Raw genomic sequence first — 13,933 nt, forward strand, 5'->3', positions numbered from 1 at the left:
ACAACCCGTCTGCCAAGGCGGTAACATAGATGAGATGGATTCTATCATGGGGAGAGTGGCGTTCATGAAATACCGCAGGCTCGGCAGTACAGGCATCAAGGTGTCGGTCGTAGGAGTGGGTACCTGGCAGTACGGCGGCGAATGGGGCCGCGACTATATGCAGTCCGAAGTGGATGAAATCCTGGATACCGCGCAGGAGCTCGGAATCAATCTTATCGATACGGCGGAGTGCTACGGGGACCATATTTCCGAAGGTTTCATCGGTGATTTTTTGCAGCGCCGAAAACGCGAGGATTGGGTCGTCGCCACCAAGTTCGGCCACCGTTTCCACGGCTACCAGGACCGGACAGGCCATTGGTCGGCAGAGGAAGTCATCGGCCAGCTGGAGGCTTCGCTGAAAGCGCTCCGTACGGACTTAGTCGATCTGTACCAGTTCCACTCTGGACCGGATGACGCTTTTGACAACGACGAATTGTGGACAGCGCTGGATAAACAGGTGCAGGCGGGCAAAATCCGCCATCTGGGCATTTCCATCGGCGCAAATGACAACATATATCAAACGCAAAGGGCGAATGCCGTAAACGCCAAAGCGATTCAGGTCGTGTATAACCGTATGGACCGCCAGCCGGAAGCGGAAGTGTTCCCTTCGTGCATGGAGCAGGATCTGGGAGTCCTGGCAAGAGTCCCTCTGGCAAGCGGTTATTTAACCGGAAAATATAAGCCGGGCACCATATTTCCGGATAATGACGTCCGCAGCAACAGACAGCGGGAAGAAACCGAGCGGAGATTGCGGGAAGCCGAGGACATTCGCCGCACAGAGGTGCCCGAAGGCATGGATATGGCCAAATGGGCGCTTGCCTGGTGCTTGAAGCATCCCGCGGTGACCACAGTCATTCCGGGGTGCAAGGATCCGCAGCAGGTCAGAGCCAATGCCGCGGCGACTGAGCTTTTGAGCGACAACCATCCACAGGCTTGGAAAGACGCCCCATTAAGCGATTGATGCTTCGCAGTTATTCCGACTGCTTTAAGGGGACCACCCGGAGAACTCTCTCTACAACTGCAGATCACGTTCTGACACAAAAAAGTGCAGAGCCCGACAGGCCGGGGCTCCGCACTTTATTTCTTACGCTCCTATCAGAACGCCAGCGCTGCTTCTCTTGCTTTCATGATGGCACTTTCCTTTAACGAATCCACTTGGTCTCTCAGTACGGCAACGCCCTCAATGATAATGGAAGGCTGAGCTTCCAGGCCGTAGAACGCGAACACGGTTTGCAGGTAAGAATCGCCATGCTCTGCCGCTGCTGCGGGACCTTCGCTGTAAAAGCCCCCGCGCGCCTGGATATGGACGGCAGGTTTGCCCGCCAACAGGCCGACAGAGCCGTTCTCAGTGTATTTGAAGGTTTTGCCTACAACCGAGACGGCATCGATGTACGCTTTCATCATCGGAGGCAGGCCGAAATTCCAGAATGGAGTCACGAATATATATTTATCCGCCGCCACGAACTGATCGACGATTTCGTTCAAACGCCCGATTTTTTGCTGCTCCGCCGCAGTCAGCTCGCCAAACGGAGTTTGTGCCGTCAATTTGCCGAACCCGCTGAACACATCCTCGTCATAGAGCGGAAGATCCATATGGTACACATCCAACTCAACGATCTCGTCCGCAGGGTTCTGCTGCTTGTAAGTCTTCTTGAACTCCTCCGCCACGGTGAGGGAAAAAGACGCTCCTGCCGGTTTCGGGTTTGCAGTAATCATTAATACAGTTGCCACTCGTACACGCTCCTCTGAGATGTTCCTTTTTGAAACATAATAATCAAATTATATTAGGTTACTTTATGTAAGTTAATTTACAATATGCATTTAAAATTGTCAAGTAATTTTTTTGTGCATCGTGTATAATGAAGAAAAGAAGAAAACTATTCTGCATTTACCTTTATGGGGTGAAGTGTTATGACCAGCAATGAATATTGTCCAATCGTTAACGCCATGGAATTGCTCAGCAAGAGATGGGTTATTATCGTAATTCATAAATTGCTCCGGGGCCCGCTTCGTTTTTCCGAAATTGAGAATTCGCTGCAGATCAGCGGCAAAATTCTGTCCGAACGGCTCAAAGAGCTTGAAGCTCTAGGGTTCATTGACCGCAAAATGTATCCCGAAGTACCTGTTCGAGTGGAATATATGCTGACTGAGAAAGGCCTCGCTCTAGAGCCTGTCATTGAAGAAATCCGCAAATGGTCGTTGCAGTGGGAGGACCCGGCCGGACCAAAGCACGGAGAGTGCAGACAGAATGCTTTCACGGACCGGCCCGCTACTGACCGCGCTAGCAGCAAGTAAGCAGTCAAGCTCCTAGAAACGACATCGCCCCTCTCCATTTACGAGAGAAAGGGGCTCTCTTCTATTCCTTGTCGACGTGCTTCAGCGGCTTGCGGAATTGAAATCCCTCGTATCTTTCGTGATAATGCGAAATGCTTTCTTCCCCATGCTTCCAGCAAAGCAGTACCTCGCGTCCGTCCAGCATCGCCGGAAAATCCACCAAGCCATGCTCGATATCTTTTAACTCCGCGCCTTTCTCATAAATGTACTCGCTGTGCATTTTCACTTCAATCTGCAGAAACTCCAGCTCGCACTCCATTCGGAAATAGGGATCCTGCTCGGTCGGTCCCATTTGTTTATGAAAATCCTTTATATTATGCAGTTCATAGTACTTGGATTCAAACTCCTGCTTTAACTGCCGCAACGACTCCAATTCCTTGTTCAGTAAAGGCAGTAAGGAATTGGCTTCTTCCAAAGTGAACAGTTTTTTTGGCATGAATTTATTCCTCCCTTTTATTTTTTATAGTATCAGATGCCGGAGTGTATTCCCAACGCAGGGTGCTGCTGGTATCACTTGGTGTAGCCCTATGTATGAGTGTGTCCTTCATAGGAAAATCGATTTCTCTATTAACTTACCACAAGATACCGAATGTGAAAAACCTCAGGCAAAAAGATTGACAACCTCCTATATATTGATGTATCTTTGGATAAACCAACTACATATTGTGGGAAAAGGTACCTGCCATATTTTAGAGGATTGGTAGAATATGGTTGGTTTAATAGGGAAACCGGTTGAAAGCCGGTGCGGTCCCGCCACTGTAACAGAGAAGCCCGGGTAAGACATGCCACTGACCGCTATCGTTTGCGTCGGGAAGGCTTGCTTGGGCGCTGTACTCTGAAGCCAGGAGACCTGCCTTTTCTGACAGCACCGATTAAACCTACGGAGAATAGGCAGGTGTTCATCGCAAGCGTTATGCTCGCGTTGAACTTATTGGCGTTCCTTCCGGGGGACGCTTTTTTAGCGTTAAGGCAGGGTGAGTCGCGCTAAAGCCGGGGGCCGCTGGATTTTTCATTTTACATAAGGGAGTGTTGGCTGTGGAAATCGTAAAACGCAACGGGCAAGCGGAAGAACTGATTTTTTCCAAGATGAAGAAGGTGATTGATTTCGCCTGTGAAGGCTATCCGGACTGCGATCCGCTGGAGCTTGAAACCGCGCTTTTGCCTTTATTCCGCAACGGGATTACGACCAAGGAAATCCAACGGCTGCTGATTCAGGTCGCCGCGGAGAAGACGAGCATGGAAACGCCGGACTGGCAGTTTGTGGCCGCGAAGCTATATGTTTACGACCTGTACAAGGAAGCGGGGGTGAACAGGGGGTACGAGCATTTTGGCTATGGTGACTTTTATGAGCTGATCGTCCGACTCACGGGGACCAATCTTTACGGGACGTATATTCTGAAGCATTACACCGAAGAGCAAATCCGGGAGCTTGGAGATTACATCCGGCCGGAGCGGGATTGCCTGTTCAATTACATCGGTGTGAAGACGCTCGGCGACCGATACTTGATCAAGGGAGCGAACAAGGAGATTATGGAGCTTCCGCAGGAACTGTTCATGGGGGCGGCCATGCATTTGGCGATGATGGAACGGGAGCCGGTCCGCTGGGCCAAGCAGTTCTATGACGTAATGAGCCGGCTGGAAATGACCGTGGCGACACCTACGCTGTCCAACGCCCGCAAGCCGCACCACCAGCTGTCTTCGTGCTTTATCGATACCGTGCCGGACAATCTCTGGGGCATCTACCATGTAGACCAGAGCTTCGCGCAGGTGTCCAAGCATGGAGGCGGGATGGGCATTTACGTGGGCAAAGTGCGCAGCAGAGGCTCCAGCATCCGGGGCTACAAAAATGTCGCCGGCGGTGTCGTCCCGTGGATCAAAAACTACAACAACACGGCCCTGGCCGTAGATCAGCTTGGGGTTCGTTCAGGCGCTGCTGCCGTTTACCTCGATGTGTGGCACAAGGACATTATGGATTTCCTGAATCTGAAAACGAACAACGGCGACGACCGGATGAAAGCGCACGATATTTTCCCCGGCGTGTGCATACCGGATCTGTTTATGCGTAAAGTGCGCGAGCGCGGCGTTTGGCACCTGTTCGACCCGCATGAGGCGCGCAGCGTGAAAGGCTATTCCATCGAGGACAGCTGGGGGGACGAGTTCGAACGCCGGTACGAAGAATGCGTGGAAGACCCTTCCCTGTCAAAAGACGAAATTCCCGCCATCGACATCATGAAGAAGATTATGTCCTCGGCTTTTGAGACGGGTTCGCCGTTCCTGTTCTTCCGCGACACCGTCAACCGGGACAATCCGAACAAGCACGCGGGCATGATCTACTGCTCCAACCTGTGCACGGAAATTTGCCAGAACATGAGCCCCACCGAGTTGATCCAAAGCGTGCACGAGGACGGAATCATTACGACCAAGATAAAAAGCGGCGATTACGTCGTATGCAATCTCTCCTCGACAAATCTCGGGCGGACCTTGACCAAAGAGGATATAGCGCGGGTCGTACGCATTCAGATGCGGATGATGGACAATGTCATCGATCTCAATTATTACCCGATCCCGCAGGCGGAAATTACGAATAAAAAATACCGGGCTGTCGGCCTCGGAACGAGCGGCTATCATCAAATGCTGGCTACGCACAGGATCCTGTGGGAATCTGGGCAGCATCTGGAGCATGCGGATGAAACATACGAATGGATCGCCTACTGCGCGATTCAAGCTTCTATGGAAATAGCCGGGGAAAAAGGCGCATATCCCGAGTTCGAAGGCAGCGAATGGCAGACGGGGGCGTTCTTCGAGCGCAGAGGCTACGACAGTCCCGAGTGGCTGGAGCTGAAGGAACAGGTCGCAAGGCACGGCGTGCGCAACGCCTGGATGTTTGCCATCGCCCCTACTGCCTCTACTTCGCTGATTGCGGGTTCCACGGCGGGGATCGACCCCATCTTCAACAAATTCTTTGTGGAAGAAAAGAAAAATGCGGTCATTCCGCAGACGGCGCCGAATTTGAACGAAGACACCACGTGGTACTACAAGGAGGCGCACCGCATCGACCAGCAGTGGAGCATCCTTGCGGCCGGCAAGCGGCAGAAGCATATCGACCAGTCGCAGTCGTTCAACCTGTACATTACGCCGGAAATCACCGCCAAGGAATTTCTGGAGCTGTACATGTCGGCGTGGGAAAACGGCTTGAAGACCGTGTACTACTGCCGGAACAAAAGTCTTGAAGTCGAAGACTGCGTCAGCTGCTCGGCATAGCCACACTGAGGGCGGGCCGCCGGCGCTGCGCTCGGTTGCTCCCGCGACTTCACGTGTTAAAAATTACGCTCAGCTAATCGGATAACAGCCTGCTATTTTACACAAGGAAGGAATGATCAATACATGGAACTGCAGAAAAAGAAGCTTTTTAATGAGGACGGCGACCGGGATTGGGGCAAACGCCGGATGATCGGCGGGAATACGACGAATTTGATCGAGCTTAACAATGTGAAATACGAATGGGCCACCAAAATGTACCGCACGATGATGAACAACTTCTGGATTCCAGAGGAAATCCCGCTGGCGCAGGACGCCAAGGATTACAGGCTGCTGTCGGAGGAGGAACGCCAAAGCTATGATAAAATCATCTCGTTTCTCATCTTTCTGGACTCCCTGCAGACCGCGAACCTGCCGAATATCAACGAATTCATCACCGCTCCGGAAGTAAATTTGTGCTTGACGGTGCAGACGTTCCAAGAGGCGGTACACAGCCAAAGCTACTCCTACATTCTCGACAGTGTCTGCTCTGCGGAGATGCGCGACAGGATATACAACGAATGGCGCAACGACCGGCATCTGTTGAAGCGCAACCGTTTCATCACCGATCTGTACGAGCGGTTCATTGAGGATTCTTCCGTTTCCAACCTGATCCGCACGATCATGGCGAACTACATATTGGAAGGCGTGTATTTCTACAGCGGCTTCTCCTTCTTCTACGCCTTGGGCCGTCAGGGCAAAATGCTCGGCACCGTGTCAGAAATCAAGTATATCCAGCGGGACGAACTTACCCATCTGGCACTCTTCCAAAACATATTCCGGGAGATCCGCAAGGAGAACCCCGAGCTGTTCACCGATGATCTGATCGAGGATTTGCGGGGGATGATGAAAACCGCGGTCGAGCACGAAATCGAATGGGGGCAGTATATTACCCGCAACGCGATCAATGGGCTAAGCAATGAAATCATCGACCTGTACATCAAATATTTGTCCAATGAACGTCTGCGCAAGCTCGGGCTTGAAGTGCTCTATCCTGAGGTGGTGGAGCATCCGATGCGGTGGGTGGAAAGCTTCAGCAACATGAACGGGATCAAGACCGATTTTTTCGAGCAAAAGGTAACCAACTACAGCAAATCCTCCAACCTGGACTGGGACGACCTTTAATTCGCCGTGCGCTCGGAGACGACTTTTATTCTGTCGGATAAAAAGCGGGACGGCGGGTACGACGTCCGTATATTCACTCCGCAGAATGAGCTGCCATTTGCGAGCCATCCGACCCTCCTCGGCCAGCATCATATCCGGCTGAAAGTGGAGCAGGGGTACGAAATCAACCGGCCCTCGCTGCTTGAGCTGCAAGCCGAGGAATCGGCGGAGGGCATTGACGTCCGTGTCGGAGGGAAAGTCGTTCCCGTGTCAGAAGGCTTCCTGTTGTAGACGATCGGTGAAATAACATCGCATAATCAAAGGCGGCCGGTGTACTTCCACCCCGCACCTGGGCATGCGGGCATCAAGTTATTTACCATCATTCGGTGGTACTGCAGGATGCCCGTGATCCATTCTTATCTTTTGATAACCCCAGTGGTAATCTTCATATTAGGAGCATAGGTCAGGAATAAGTCTTTATTAAGAATTTCTGATAAAAACTTTTCTGATCCTGTTTCACCGTTACTAGTTTTGTATCTGTTTCACTGCTTCAACATACTGCTCATGCCATCTTTGCCATTCCACCTCTTGGAAAGTCCATAGAACGACCACTCTAGCCAATGATCAATTTCTGCTAGCGGCTCTGCATGCAGATGGTAAATGTGCTTCTGTGACTCCTTGCTAATCCTGACTAAGCCAGCTTCGCGCAATATTCGAAGATGCTTAGAAACGCCTGGCTGACTCAATGAAGAAAAGGAAAAGATCCTGCTAATCTTGCCCGGATGTGCTCTTTAGGATCCTTTTGCTGGAAAAAGCTCCAGTTAATGTTGCGGAAAATGTCTCCTGCATGGTCAACGTGCCGAATCATATGGACAAATTCCAGTTAAATCTGATATGTACATCTATGAAATCAGATTAGAGTCAGCTTTTCCTGTTACTTGATGAGTAACCGTATGTATTTCAAACTTTAATAAACGATTATAGCTATTCTGCCCGTTCAATGAACCAACAACAAAGTTTAACATAGCTTTTATCAAAGAAAAAACAGCGACGATGGTCACTGTTTTATCTCCCGATTTCCTGCGCCACTTTCTCGCTGGTTCTCGTCTTCACTATGATTTTGCGGATGCTGTCCTCGGACAGATGGAAATGCTGCATAAGCTCACGTACACTGGCCCCATTGCTGTATAATCGATAAATCTCTTTATTTCTTCGTTCGATCAAAACGCGCGTCCCGTTATTCTCGCCCCAGCCTGCGCGTTTCTGCTCTTTCTTGGGTACATAGATAATCTCTCCCTGGATGTAGTTCTGAAGCTGCTTCAGCAAATTCGGAGGGAGAATATCTTTCCCATTCTTATAACTCATGGATGAAAACCTCCTAAGGCTCGTTTGGGCATTCTCTAGTTCTAACGATTCCTTGGGCGCTTTCATCTTAGTACCTCGTAGCCACTTGTAAAAGCACTCTCAGTTCACGCACGGACCCGGCAGCCGCCATAAAGCAGCAAAAAAAACACGAATCCACATCGTGCCTGCGCGTTCTACTATGTATAAACAGGTTCCGGTGGGTTTTACAAATGCTATTCAGTTAAAGATTAAGCACCTCATTGAAGTTTTGTGCGGTAACAATTTGCATTGTAAAACACTCCTTTCACCCGGATTTATTTTCCATTACTTTTCCAGTATACTACACATTCACGAGGCAATTCAATGATTTATAGATCGGGGATCCGAAGACCCCCGACTTAGGCTGCCTTTAAGCAGCCACCACCTCAACGTATGAAATCATTTTACAGATCAGCTCCTTTCCTTGAACTGGGCCGGCCGGCTTGCTTATATTAACTCATATTGCGGGGTACCGCCTCAAGTGAAAGAATCGTTATAATCATTCTGTCCAAAAATTTTCTCACGTCCCCCACAAAAAGAAAGAAGGATACGAATCCTTTGTGTGGAATAGCATAATATGGAATAACAAAATAAAATAGTTTAGGAGCGTTGTTGTTGAATAAAAAAGTAATATCCTCTGTTGCGGCCCTGCTGATTTTCGCAGCCTCTTGTCCCCCCTTGCTCCCCGTGAACAAAGCTTCTGCAGCCCCCGCCCTGAAACCGATCACCGTGTTTCTCAACGGAGAAGAGCAGTATTTTGACCAGAAGCCTGTTATTGTGAACGGATCTACCATGGTTCCCTTTCGCGCTTTATTCGAAGCGCTAGGTGCCAAGGTGGACTGGAACGACTCAACGCGCACCGTCACCGGAACCAGGAACGGCAAGCAGGTGAAACTGCAGATCGGCTCCAAGCTGGCCATGGTAGGCGGCGGCAATGTCAGTCTGGAGCAGGAAGCCCAGCTGATTAATTCCAGCACGATGGTCCCACTGCGATTTGTGAGCGAATCCTTAGGCATGTATGTAGGCTGGAACAACGACAGCCGATCCGTATATATTTCGAAAGATGAGATTCTGGAAGGCAGAACGAAAGAAGAAATCAGGCAGAAGAGCATGGAGTTCGCCCCCACTAACACGGGAGGAACCTTTATCACCGAGCCTTCGGTTTCATCGGCCTCTCCGGGAGTGATCAATCCCGACTTTGTCAACGACGGTGTGAAGATGGCGAACTATATGCGTTACCTGGCCGGATTGCCCGCTGACCTTCAGCAGGACAGCTCGCTGAACGAACAAGCCCAATACGGCGCGGTGTTATTATCCGCTTTTGGCAGGCTGTCGCACACTCCTTCGAAGCCAGCCGGAATGAACGACGCTTTCTATAAAATCGGCTACAAGTCCACATCCAGCAGCAACATCGCCTTTGGCGGAGCAAAAGCGGAGGACACCGTCAAGATGTATATGAAGGATGAAGACCAGTCCAATATCGACCGCGTCGGCCACCGCCGCTGGATTCTGAATCCGCAGTTGAAGAACGTTGGATTCGGCTTCTCCGCGGGAACATACAGCAATTATCCGAGCTATTATTCCGCTATGCAGGTTTTTGACAAGAGCCGTGCCGAGACGGTTGATTTCGATTATATCGCTTGGCCGAATAAAGGATTCTTCCCTTTGCAGCATTTTGCCTCGGAGGATCCTTGGTCGATCTCGCTTAACCCGAAGAAATACAAGAAGCCGGTGGCCTCCAATGTTCAGGTGCAGATCACACGGGATTCCGACAAAAGGGTCTGGTCCCTAAGCTCGCAGGACAGCACCGTCAGCCAGAACGGCAACTACTTTAACGTCAATAACGACGGGTACGGCGTGCCGTACTGCATCATCTTTCGTCCGCAGAATCTGCCCGCTCTCAAGGATAATGACTCTTATACAGTAACATTAACCGGAATTTACGATATTGAAACCAATCCGGTAAAAATAAATTATTCCGTCCGCTTTTTTAATTTGTAAGAAAACCTCTATCGAAGCCATTCAAGGATGAGCGACCGCGAATTAGAGGTTAAAAACCGTACTGGCGGCGCTCCTTTGATGGGGTGCCGTTTTTTTGTTGCCGCGCTCCGGACCGCATTAATGTTAAATGTATGTTTGTAAGGTGTTTCATCCACAATACAAAAAGGTTAGTAACAATCCATACATATATATTATTGAGCCCTAGGGAGTTGATCGCTTATGCCCCAAGGCAAATACTACAGAATAAGCTACGGCATTATTTTGTTCCTGCTGATGGTTTATTTGACCACCAAGATCAGTTTTCTGCTGCAACCCTTCGTCATGATGATCAAAGTACTGCTCGTTCCTCTCATGCTGTCAGGGTTCTTTTTTTATCTGCTGAGGCCGCTTGTCAACTACCTTGCCGGGAAAAATCTGAAGAGGTCGTACGCGATCCTGCTGATTTATTTTGTGGTGGGCGGTATCTGGACTGTGTTTTCTATCGTGTTCGGACCCATGCTGCAGACGCAAGTCCAGGCTTTTATTAAAAATATTCCGCAAATGATAGAAGGCTTTAACACACAGCTGGAAATCGTGCAGACGAACCGGTTTGTTTCCGCTTATATCGCCAAGAACGGGCTTGACGTCCCCTCCAAAATGTCCGATTACTTGAACAAGGGCATCAACGCGGCTACGGATTATGTCTCGCGCCTCTTTTCTGTGGTGACCGGGATTGTCATTATCGTTACTACGGTTCCGATTATCGTCTACTACATGCTCACGGACTCCAATAAATTCGCCGCTTCGATCCTCAAGTGGTTCCCTGGGAAATACAAGCAGGTGGCGAAGGAGATGCTGGATGAGATCGATGATGCGTTAAGCGCCTATATTATCAGCAGGATCGCGATTTGTTTTTTGCTTGGGGTTATGGTTTACGTCGGCTTCATGCTGATCCACCTCCCGTATTCCCTGCTCCTCGCCGTGGTGCTCATGATCTTGAACCTGATCCCGTTTATCGGTCCGATTATCGGCGCTATCCCCAGCCTTATCGTGGCCTTTACCCAGTCTCCCTCGATGGTGATGTGGGTGCTTATCGTCATTCTCGCCGCCCAGCAAATTGACGGAAATTTCCTGTCCCCGCACATTTACGGAAAGCGAATGGATATCCATCCGTTGACGATCATTCTGCTGCTGCTGGCTGCCGGCGATGTGGCCGGTATTATGGGCATCATTCTTGTAATCCCGGTCTATATGGTTTTAAAAATCATTATTCTGCACGTGAACCGGTTGTTTATTTTTCGGTATGATTGATAACAATAAATCCCTGGTCTTATATTGTTAAAAAGCGGTAAAATAAGGTTATCAACCATTTCAGGAGGAACCTATGAATAATTTTAATGAAAAAATGGATAAATACGCGGCTCTGGCCATTGAAGTCGGCGTAAATGTCCAGCCTGGACAGACTTTAGTCGTGACGGCCCCGCTTCTGGCGGCAGATTTTGTGCGAAAGACCGTTAAGAAAGCGTATGAAGCCGGCGCAAAGACTGTACTTGTGGATTGGTTTGACGACGAGGTCACGCGCATCAAATTTGAACTGGCTCCGAGCGAAGCTTTTAAGGAATACCCGATGTGGCGGGCAAAAGGCTGGGAGGAGATGGCGGCCAATAATGCGGCGTTTTTATGGATTATCGCGGACAATCCGGACCTTCTGAAAGGAATTGAGCCGCAGCGCATAGCCGACGCAAGCAAAGCTTCGAGCACCGCGATGCAGCAGTTTCGAAGCTATACCATGTCAGACAAAGTCAGCTGGTCGATTGTAGCGGTGCCCTCGAAAGAATGGGCGGATAAAGTGTTCCCTGAAGTGGAAGAAAAGCTGCGCGTCGGCGCGCTTTGGGATGCGATTTTCCGCGCGATCCGTGCAGATTTGGAGAATCCGGTCGAGGCCTGGAAGGAGCACACGAATACTCTGGACAGCAAGGCCGACCGCCTCAATGAAAGAAGGTACAAGCTTCTGCACTACCGCGCCCCGGGCACGGACTTGAAGGTTGAGCTGCCCAAGGGCCACATCTGGGTGAGCGGAGGAAGCGTCAATGCGCAGGGAGCGCCGTTTGTAGCGAATATGCCGACGGAAGAAGTGTTCACCACTCCGCTGAAAACAGGCGTCAACGGTACCGTGGCCAGCACTAAACCGCTGAGTTACCGCGGAAATCTGATAGAGAACTTCTCTTTCACCTTTAAAGACGGACGCATCGTTGACTTTCAAGCCGAGAAGGGATACGAAAACCTGAAAAGCCTTGTGGAAACGGATGAAGGCTCGCATTATTTAGGCGAAGCTGCCCTCGTGCCGCACAAATCGCCCATCTCGGACACCAATCTTATTTTTTTCAATACGCTGTTCGATGAGAATGCCTCCAACCACCTTGCCATCGGTAACTCCTACGCGTTCTGCCTGGAAGGCGGTAAAACGATGAGCCGGGAGGAGCTGTCCGAGCATGGACTGAACGAAAGTCTGACGCATGTCGATTTTATGATCGGATCCGCGGAAATGGACATCGATGGAATCCGCGAAGACGGCCAAAGCGAGCCTGTATTCCGCAAAGGGAACTGGGCATTTTAAACGGGACGCCTCGCGTGTACGCTGCTTGCGTTGCTGGGAGGTGCAACAGCTTCTTGGCGTCGCTGCTTGCGTTGCAGGAACTACAACACCTCCACAGCGTCGTTGCTTGCGTTGCAGGAACTACAACACCTCCACAGCGTCGCTGTTTGCGTTGCAGAAACAGCAACACCTCCACGGCGTCGCTGTTTGCGTTGCAGAAACTGCAACACCTCCACGGCGTCGCTGCTTGCGTTGCAGAAACTGCAACACCTCCACGGCGTCGCTGCTTGCGTTGCGGGAAGGTGTTTATTTGTCCGTTGACGCACAGCAGTTTGATACTGTAGTTTGTTAGTTTTTGCTTCCCTGCTGCTGCCCCCGCCCTCGCTATATGGTCTATTGATTGCTATAAGGGATTTTTACGGCGCTATTTTGTTTCCTTCTGTGCCATTTCACCTGTTAACGCCGTTTGGAGTTCTTATTCGCTCAGTGATCTCCTACCAGGGAGTCCAAACACCCGAATAGATACTTGGAAATCCGCTATTGCTCCCAAGTGTTAAGTGCAAGAGGAAATAGCACCCTGTAAATCCGTTATTACTCTGATAGGTTTTTCAAATTTAGAATCGTTTTGGACCTCTGTCAAGATAGTGGACAAAAAAGCTAAGCTGTCTTCTTCTTAAAGCATGCAGCAAAATGAACTGGTGATAAATAGCCGATCGCACTGTGGATTCGTTTGCGGTTGTAGAAAAATTCAATATACCGATAGATGGCATTGTAAGCCTGTTGCTTGGTCTTAAATTTCGTGCAGTAGATGAGCTCTTTCTTCAAGATGCTGTGCCATGATTCAATGCATGCGTTGTCGTAACAGTTCCCTTTACGGCTCATACTGGCCTTCATGCAGTAAACTTCTAACTTATCCCGGTAATCTTTGGACGCATACTGTGAGCCGCGGTCGGAGTGATGGATCAGCCCCTTACCCGGCTTCTTCCCATCGTAGGCGGCTTCTAGGTCGTCTTGAACTAGAGGTGTGGCCATCCGATCATGCAGATAATTCCTCATTGTATCGCTGGCGCTGCTCTCCCATCATGGACACCTCTTTCGTTGTTAAGTATATTATCCTGGGTCACTTAACGTTGTGTCCACTTTTTATTCTAGCTGCATTTTGCACTTACCTTACCCGGAACAATGTACAAAAGTACGTTT

Annotated in this window: 13 protein-coding genes, 1 pseudogene and 1 riboswitch; of the genes and pseudogenes, 8 read left to right on the forward strand and 6 right to left on the reverse strand. The window is 50.0% G+C overall.

The window, feature by feature from the left end; genetic code table 11:
* The first annotated feature begins 64 nt into the window (after positions 1-64).
* Positions 65-1,000: an aldo/keto reductase gene (locus tag ACZ5N7_RS11250; protein WP_464654265.1), complete on the forward strand. Its 936-nt coding sequence runs from the start codon at positions 65-67 to the stop codon at positions 998-1,000.
* A gap of 134 nt (positions 1,001-1,134) precedes the next feature.
* Here ACZ5N7_RS11250 and ACZ5N7_RS11255 read toward each other — a convergent pair whose 3' ends face one another.
* On the reverse strand, positions 1,135-1,770 hold the full coding sequence (locus ACZ5N7_RS11255; RefSeq protein ID WP_464654266.1) for an FMN-dependent NADH-azoreductase: 636 nt from the start codon (positions 1,768-1,770) through the stop codon (positions 1,135-1,137).
* 180 nt (positions 1,771-1,950) lie between these two features.
* Here ACZ5N7_RS11255 and ACZ5N7_RS11260 point away from each other — a divergent pair, with 180 nt between their 5' ends.
* Positions 1,951-2,334, forward strand: a complete 384-nt coding sequence (locus tag ACZ5N7_RS11260) for a winged helix-turn-helix transcriptional regulator (protein WP_464654267.1) — start codon at positions 1,951-1,953, stop codon at positions 2,332-2,334.
* Between the two features lie 61 nt (positions 2,335-2,395).
* On the opposite strand, the gene ACZ5N7_RS11265 is transcribed toward ACZ5N7_RS11260, so the two are convergent.
* Positions 2,396-2,809, reverse strand: coding sequence for a DUF2203 domain-containing protein (locus ACZ5N7_RS11265; protein WP_464654268.1), 414 nt, complete (start codon positions 2,807-2,809; stop codon positions 2,396-2,398).
* 220 nt (positions 2,810-3,029) lie between these two features.
* Positions 3,030-3,245, forward strand: a riboswitch (cobalamin riboswitch).
* Positions 3,246-3,408: 163 nt separating this feature from the next.
* On the opposite strand from ACZ5N7_RS11265, the gene ACZ5N7_RS11270 reads away from it, so the two are divergent.
* From ACZ5N7_RS11270 to ACZ5N7_RS11280, 3 genes and pseudogenes are all read left to right on the forward strand, one after another.
* Positions 3,409-5,634 (forward strand): ribonucleoside-diphosphate reductase subunit alpha, encoded by a 2,226-nt coding sequence (locus ACZ5N7_RS11270; protein WP_464654269.1) that lies wholly within the window; start codon positions 3,409-3,411, stop codon positions 5,632-5,634.
* A 123-nt stretch (positions 5,635-5,757) separates the two neighbouring features.
* Positions 5,758-6,795, forward strand: a complete 1,038-nt coding sequence (locus ACZ5N7_RS11275; RefSeq protein WP_464654270.1) for a ribonucleotide-diphosphate reductase subunit beta — start codon at positions 5,758-5,760, stop codon at positions 6,793-6,795.
* A 12-nt stretch (positions 6,796-6,807) separates the two neighbouring features.
* Positions 6,808-6,933, forward strand: a pseudogene (locus ACZ5N7_RS11280) (PhzF family phenazine biosynthesis protein); the annotation flags it as partial.
* Positions 6,934-7,316: 383 nt separating this feature from the next.
* Here the strand turns inward: ACZ5N7_RS11280 and ACZ5N7_RS11285 are convergent.
* From ACZ5N7_RS11285 to ACZ5N7_RS11295, 3 genes are all read right to left on the reverse strand, one after another.
* Positions 7,317-7,520, reverse strand: a complete 204-nt coding sequence (locus ACZ5N7_RS11285) for an ArsR/SmtB family transcription factor (protein ID WP_464654271.1) — start codon at positions 7,518-7,520, stop codon at positions 7,317-7,319.
* Between the two features lie 156 nt (positions 7,521-7,676).
* Entirely contained in the window at positions 7,677-7,835 is a 159-nt protein-coding gene (locus ACZ5N7_RS11290; RefSeq protein WP_464654272.1) for a hypothetical protein, read from the reverse strand.
* Positions 7,836-7,839: 4 nt separating this feature from the next.
* Entirely contained in the window at positions 7,840-8,139 is a 300-nt protein-coding gene (locus ACZ5N7_RS11295; protein WP_464654273.1) for a CD3324 family protein, read from the reverse strand.
* Positions 8,140-8,772: 633 nt separating this feature from the next.
* Between ACZ5N7_RS11295 and ACZ5N7_RS11300 the strand changes: the two genes are divergently transcribed.
* The 3 genes from ACZ5N7_RS11300 (at position 8,773) to ACZ5N7_RS11310 (ending at position 12,754) form a co-directional block, all read left to right on the forward strand.
* Positions 8,773-10,158, forward strand: coding sequence for a stalk domain-containing protein (locus ACZ5N7_RS11300; protein ID WP_464654274.1), 1,386 nt, complete (start codon positions 8,773-8,775; stop codon positions 10,156-10,158).
* 219 nt (positions 10,159-10,377) lie between these two features.
* Positions 10,378-11,448, forward strand: coding sequence for an AI-2E family transporter (locus ACZ5N7_RS11305; RefSeq protein ID WP_464654275.1), 1,071 nt, complete (start codon positions 10,378-10,380; stop codon positions 11,446-11,448).
* Positions 11,449-11,521: 73 nt separating this feature from the next.
* Positions 11,522-12,754, forward strand: coding sequence for an aminopeptidase (locus tag ACZ5N7_RS11310; protein WP_464654276.1), 1,233 nt, complete (start codon positions 11,522-11,524; stop codon positions 12,752-12,754).
* A 636-nt stretch (positions 12,755-13,390) separates the two neighbouring features.
* Here ACZ5N7_RS11310 and ACZ5N7_RS11315 read toward each other — a convergent pair.
* A complete protein-coding gene (locus ACZ5N7_RS11315; RefSeq protein ID WP_464654277.1) occupies positions 13,391-13,789 on the reverse strand; it encodes a transposase in 399 nt (132 codons plus the stop codon).
* Positions 13,790-13,933: the final 144 nt, after the last annotated feature.

The sequence above is a fragment of the Paenibacillus sp. JCM 18996 genome, from assembly GCF_055392555.1.

What these genes read in the sequence shown, in the direction of transcription:
- ACZ5N7_RS11250 (WP_464654265.1), top strand. Translation starts at nt 65, where the DNA reads ATGAAATACCGCAGGCTCGGCAGTACAGGCATCAAGGTGTCGGTCGTA.
- ACZ5N7_RS11260 (WP_464654267.1), top strand. Translation starts at nt 1,951, where the DNA reads ATGACCAGCAATGAATATTGTCCAATCGTTAACGCCATGGAATTGCTC.
- ACZ5N7_RS11265 (WP_464654268.1), bottom strand. Translation starts at nt 2,809, where the DNA reads ATGCCAAAAAAACTGTTCACTTTGGAAGAAGCCAATTCCTTACTGCCT.
- ACZ5N7_RS11275 (WP_464654270.1), top strand. Translation starts at nt 5,758, where the DNA reads ATGGAACTGCAGAAAAAGAAGCTTTTTAATGAGGACGGCGACCGGGAT.
- ACZ5N7_RS11295 (WP_464654273.1), bottom strand. Translation starts at nt 8,139, where the DNA reads ATGAGTTATAAGAATGGGAAAGATATTCTCCCTCCGAATTTGCTGAAG.
- ACZ5N7_RS11305 (WP_464654275.1), top strand. Translation starts at nt 10,378, where the DNA reads ATGCCCCAAGGCAAATACTACAGAATAAGCTACGGCATTATTTTGTTC.
- ACZ5N7_RS11310 (WP_464654276.1), top strand. Translation starts at nt 11,522, where the DNA reads ATGAATAATTTTAATGAAAAAATGGATAAATACGCGGCTCTGGCCATT.
- ACZ5N7_RS11315 (WP_464654277.1), bottom strand. Translation starts at nt 13,789, where the DNA reads ATGAGGAATTATCTGCATGATCGGATGGCCACACCTCTAGTTCAAGAC.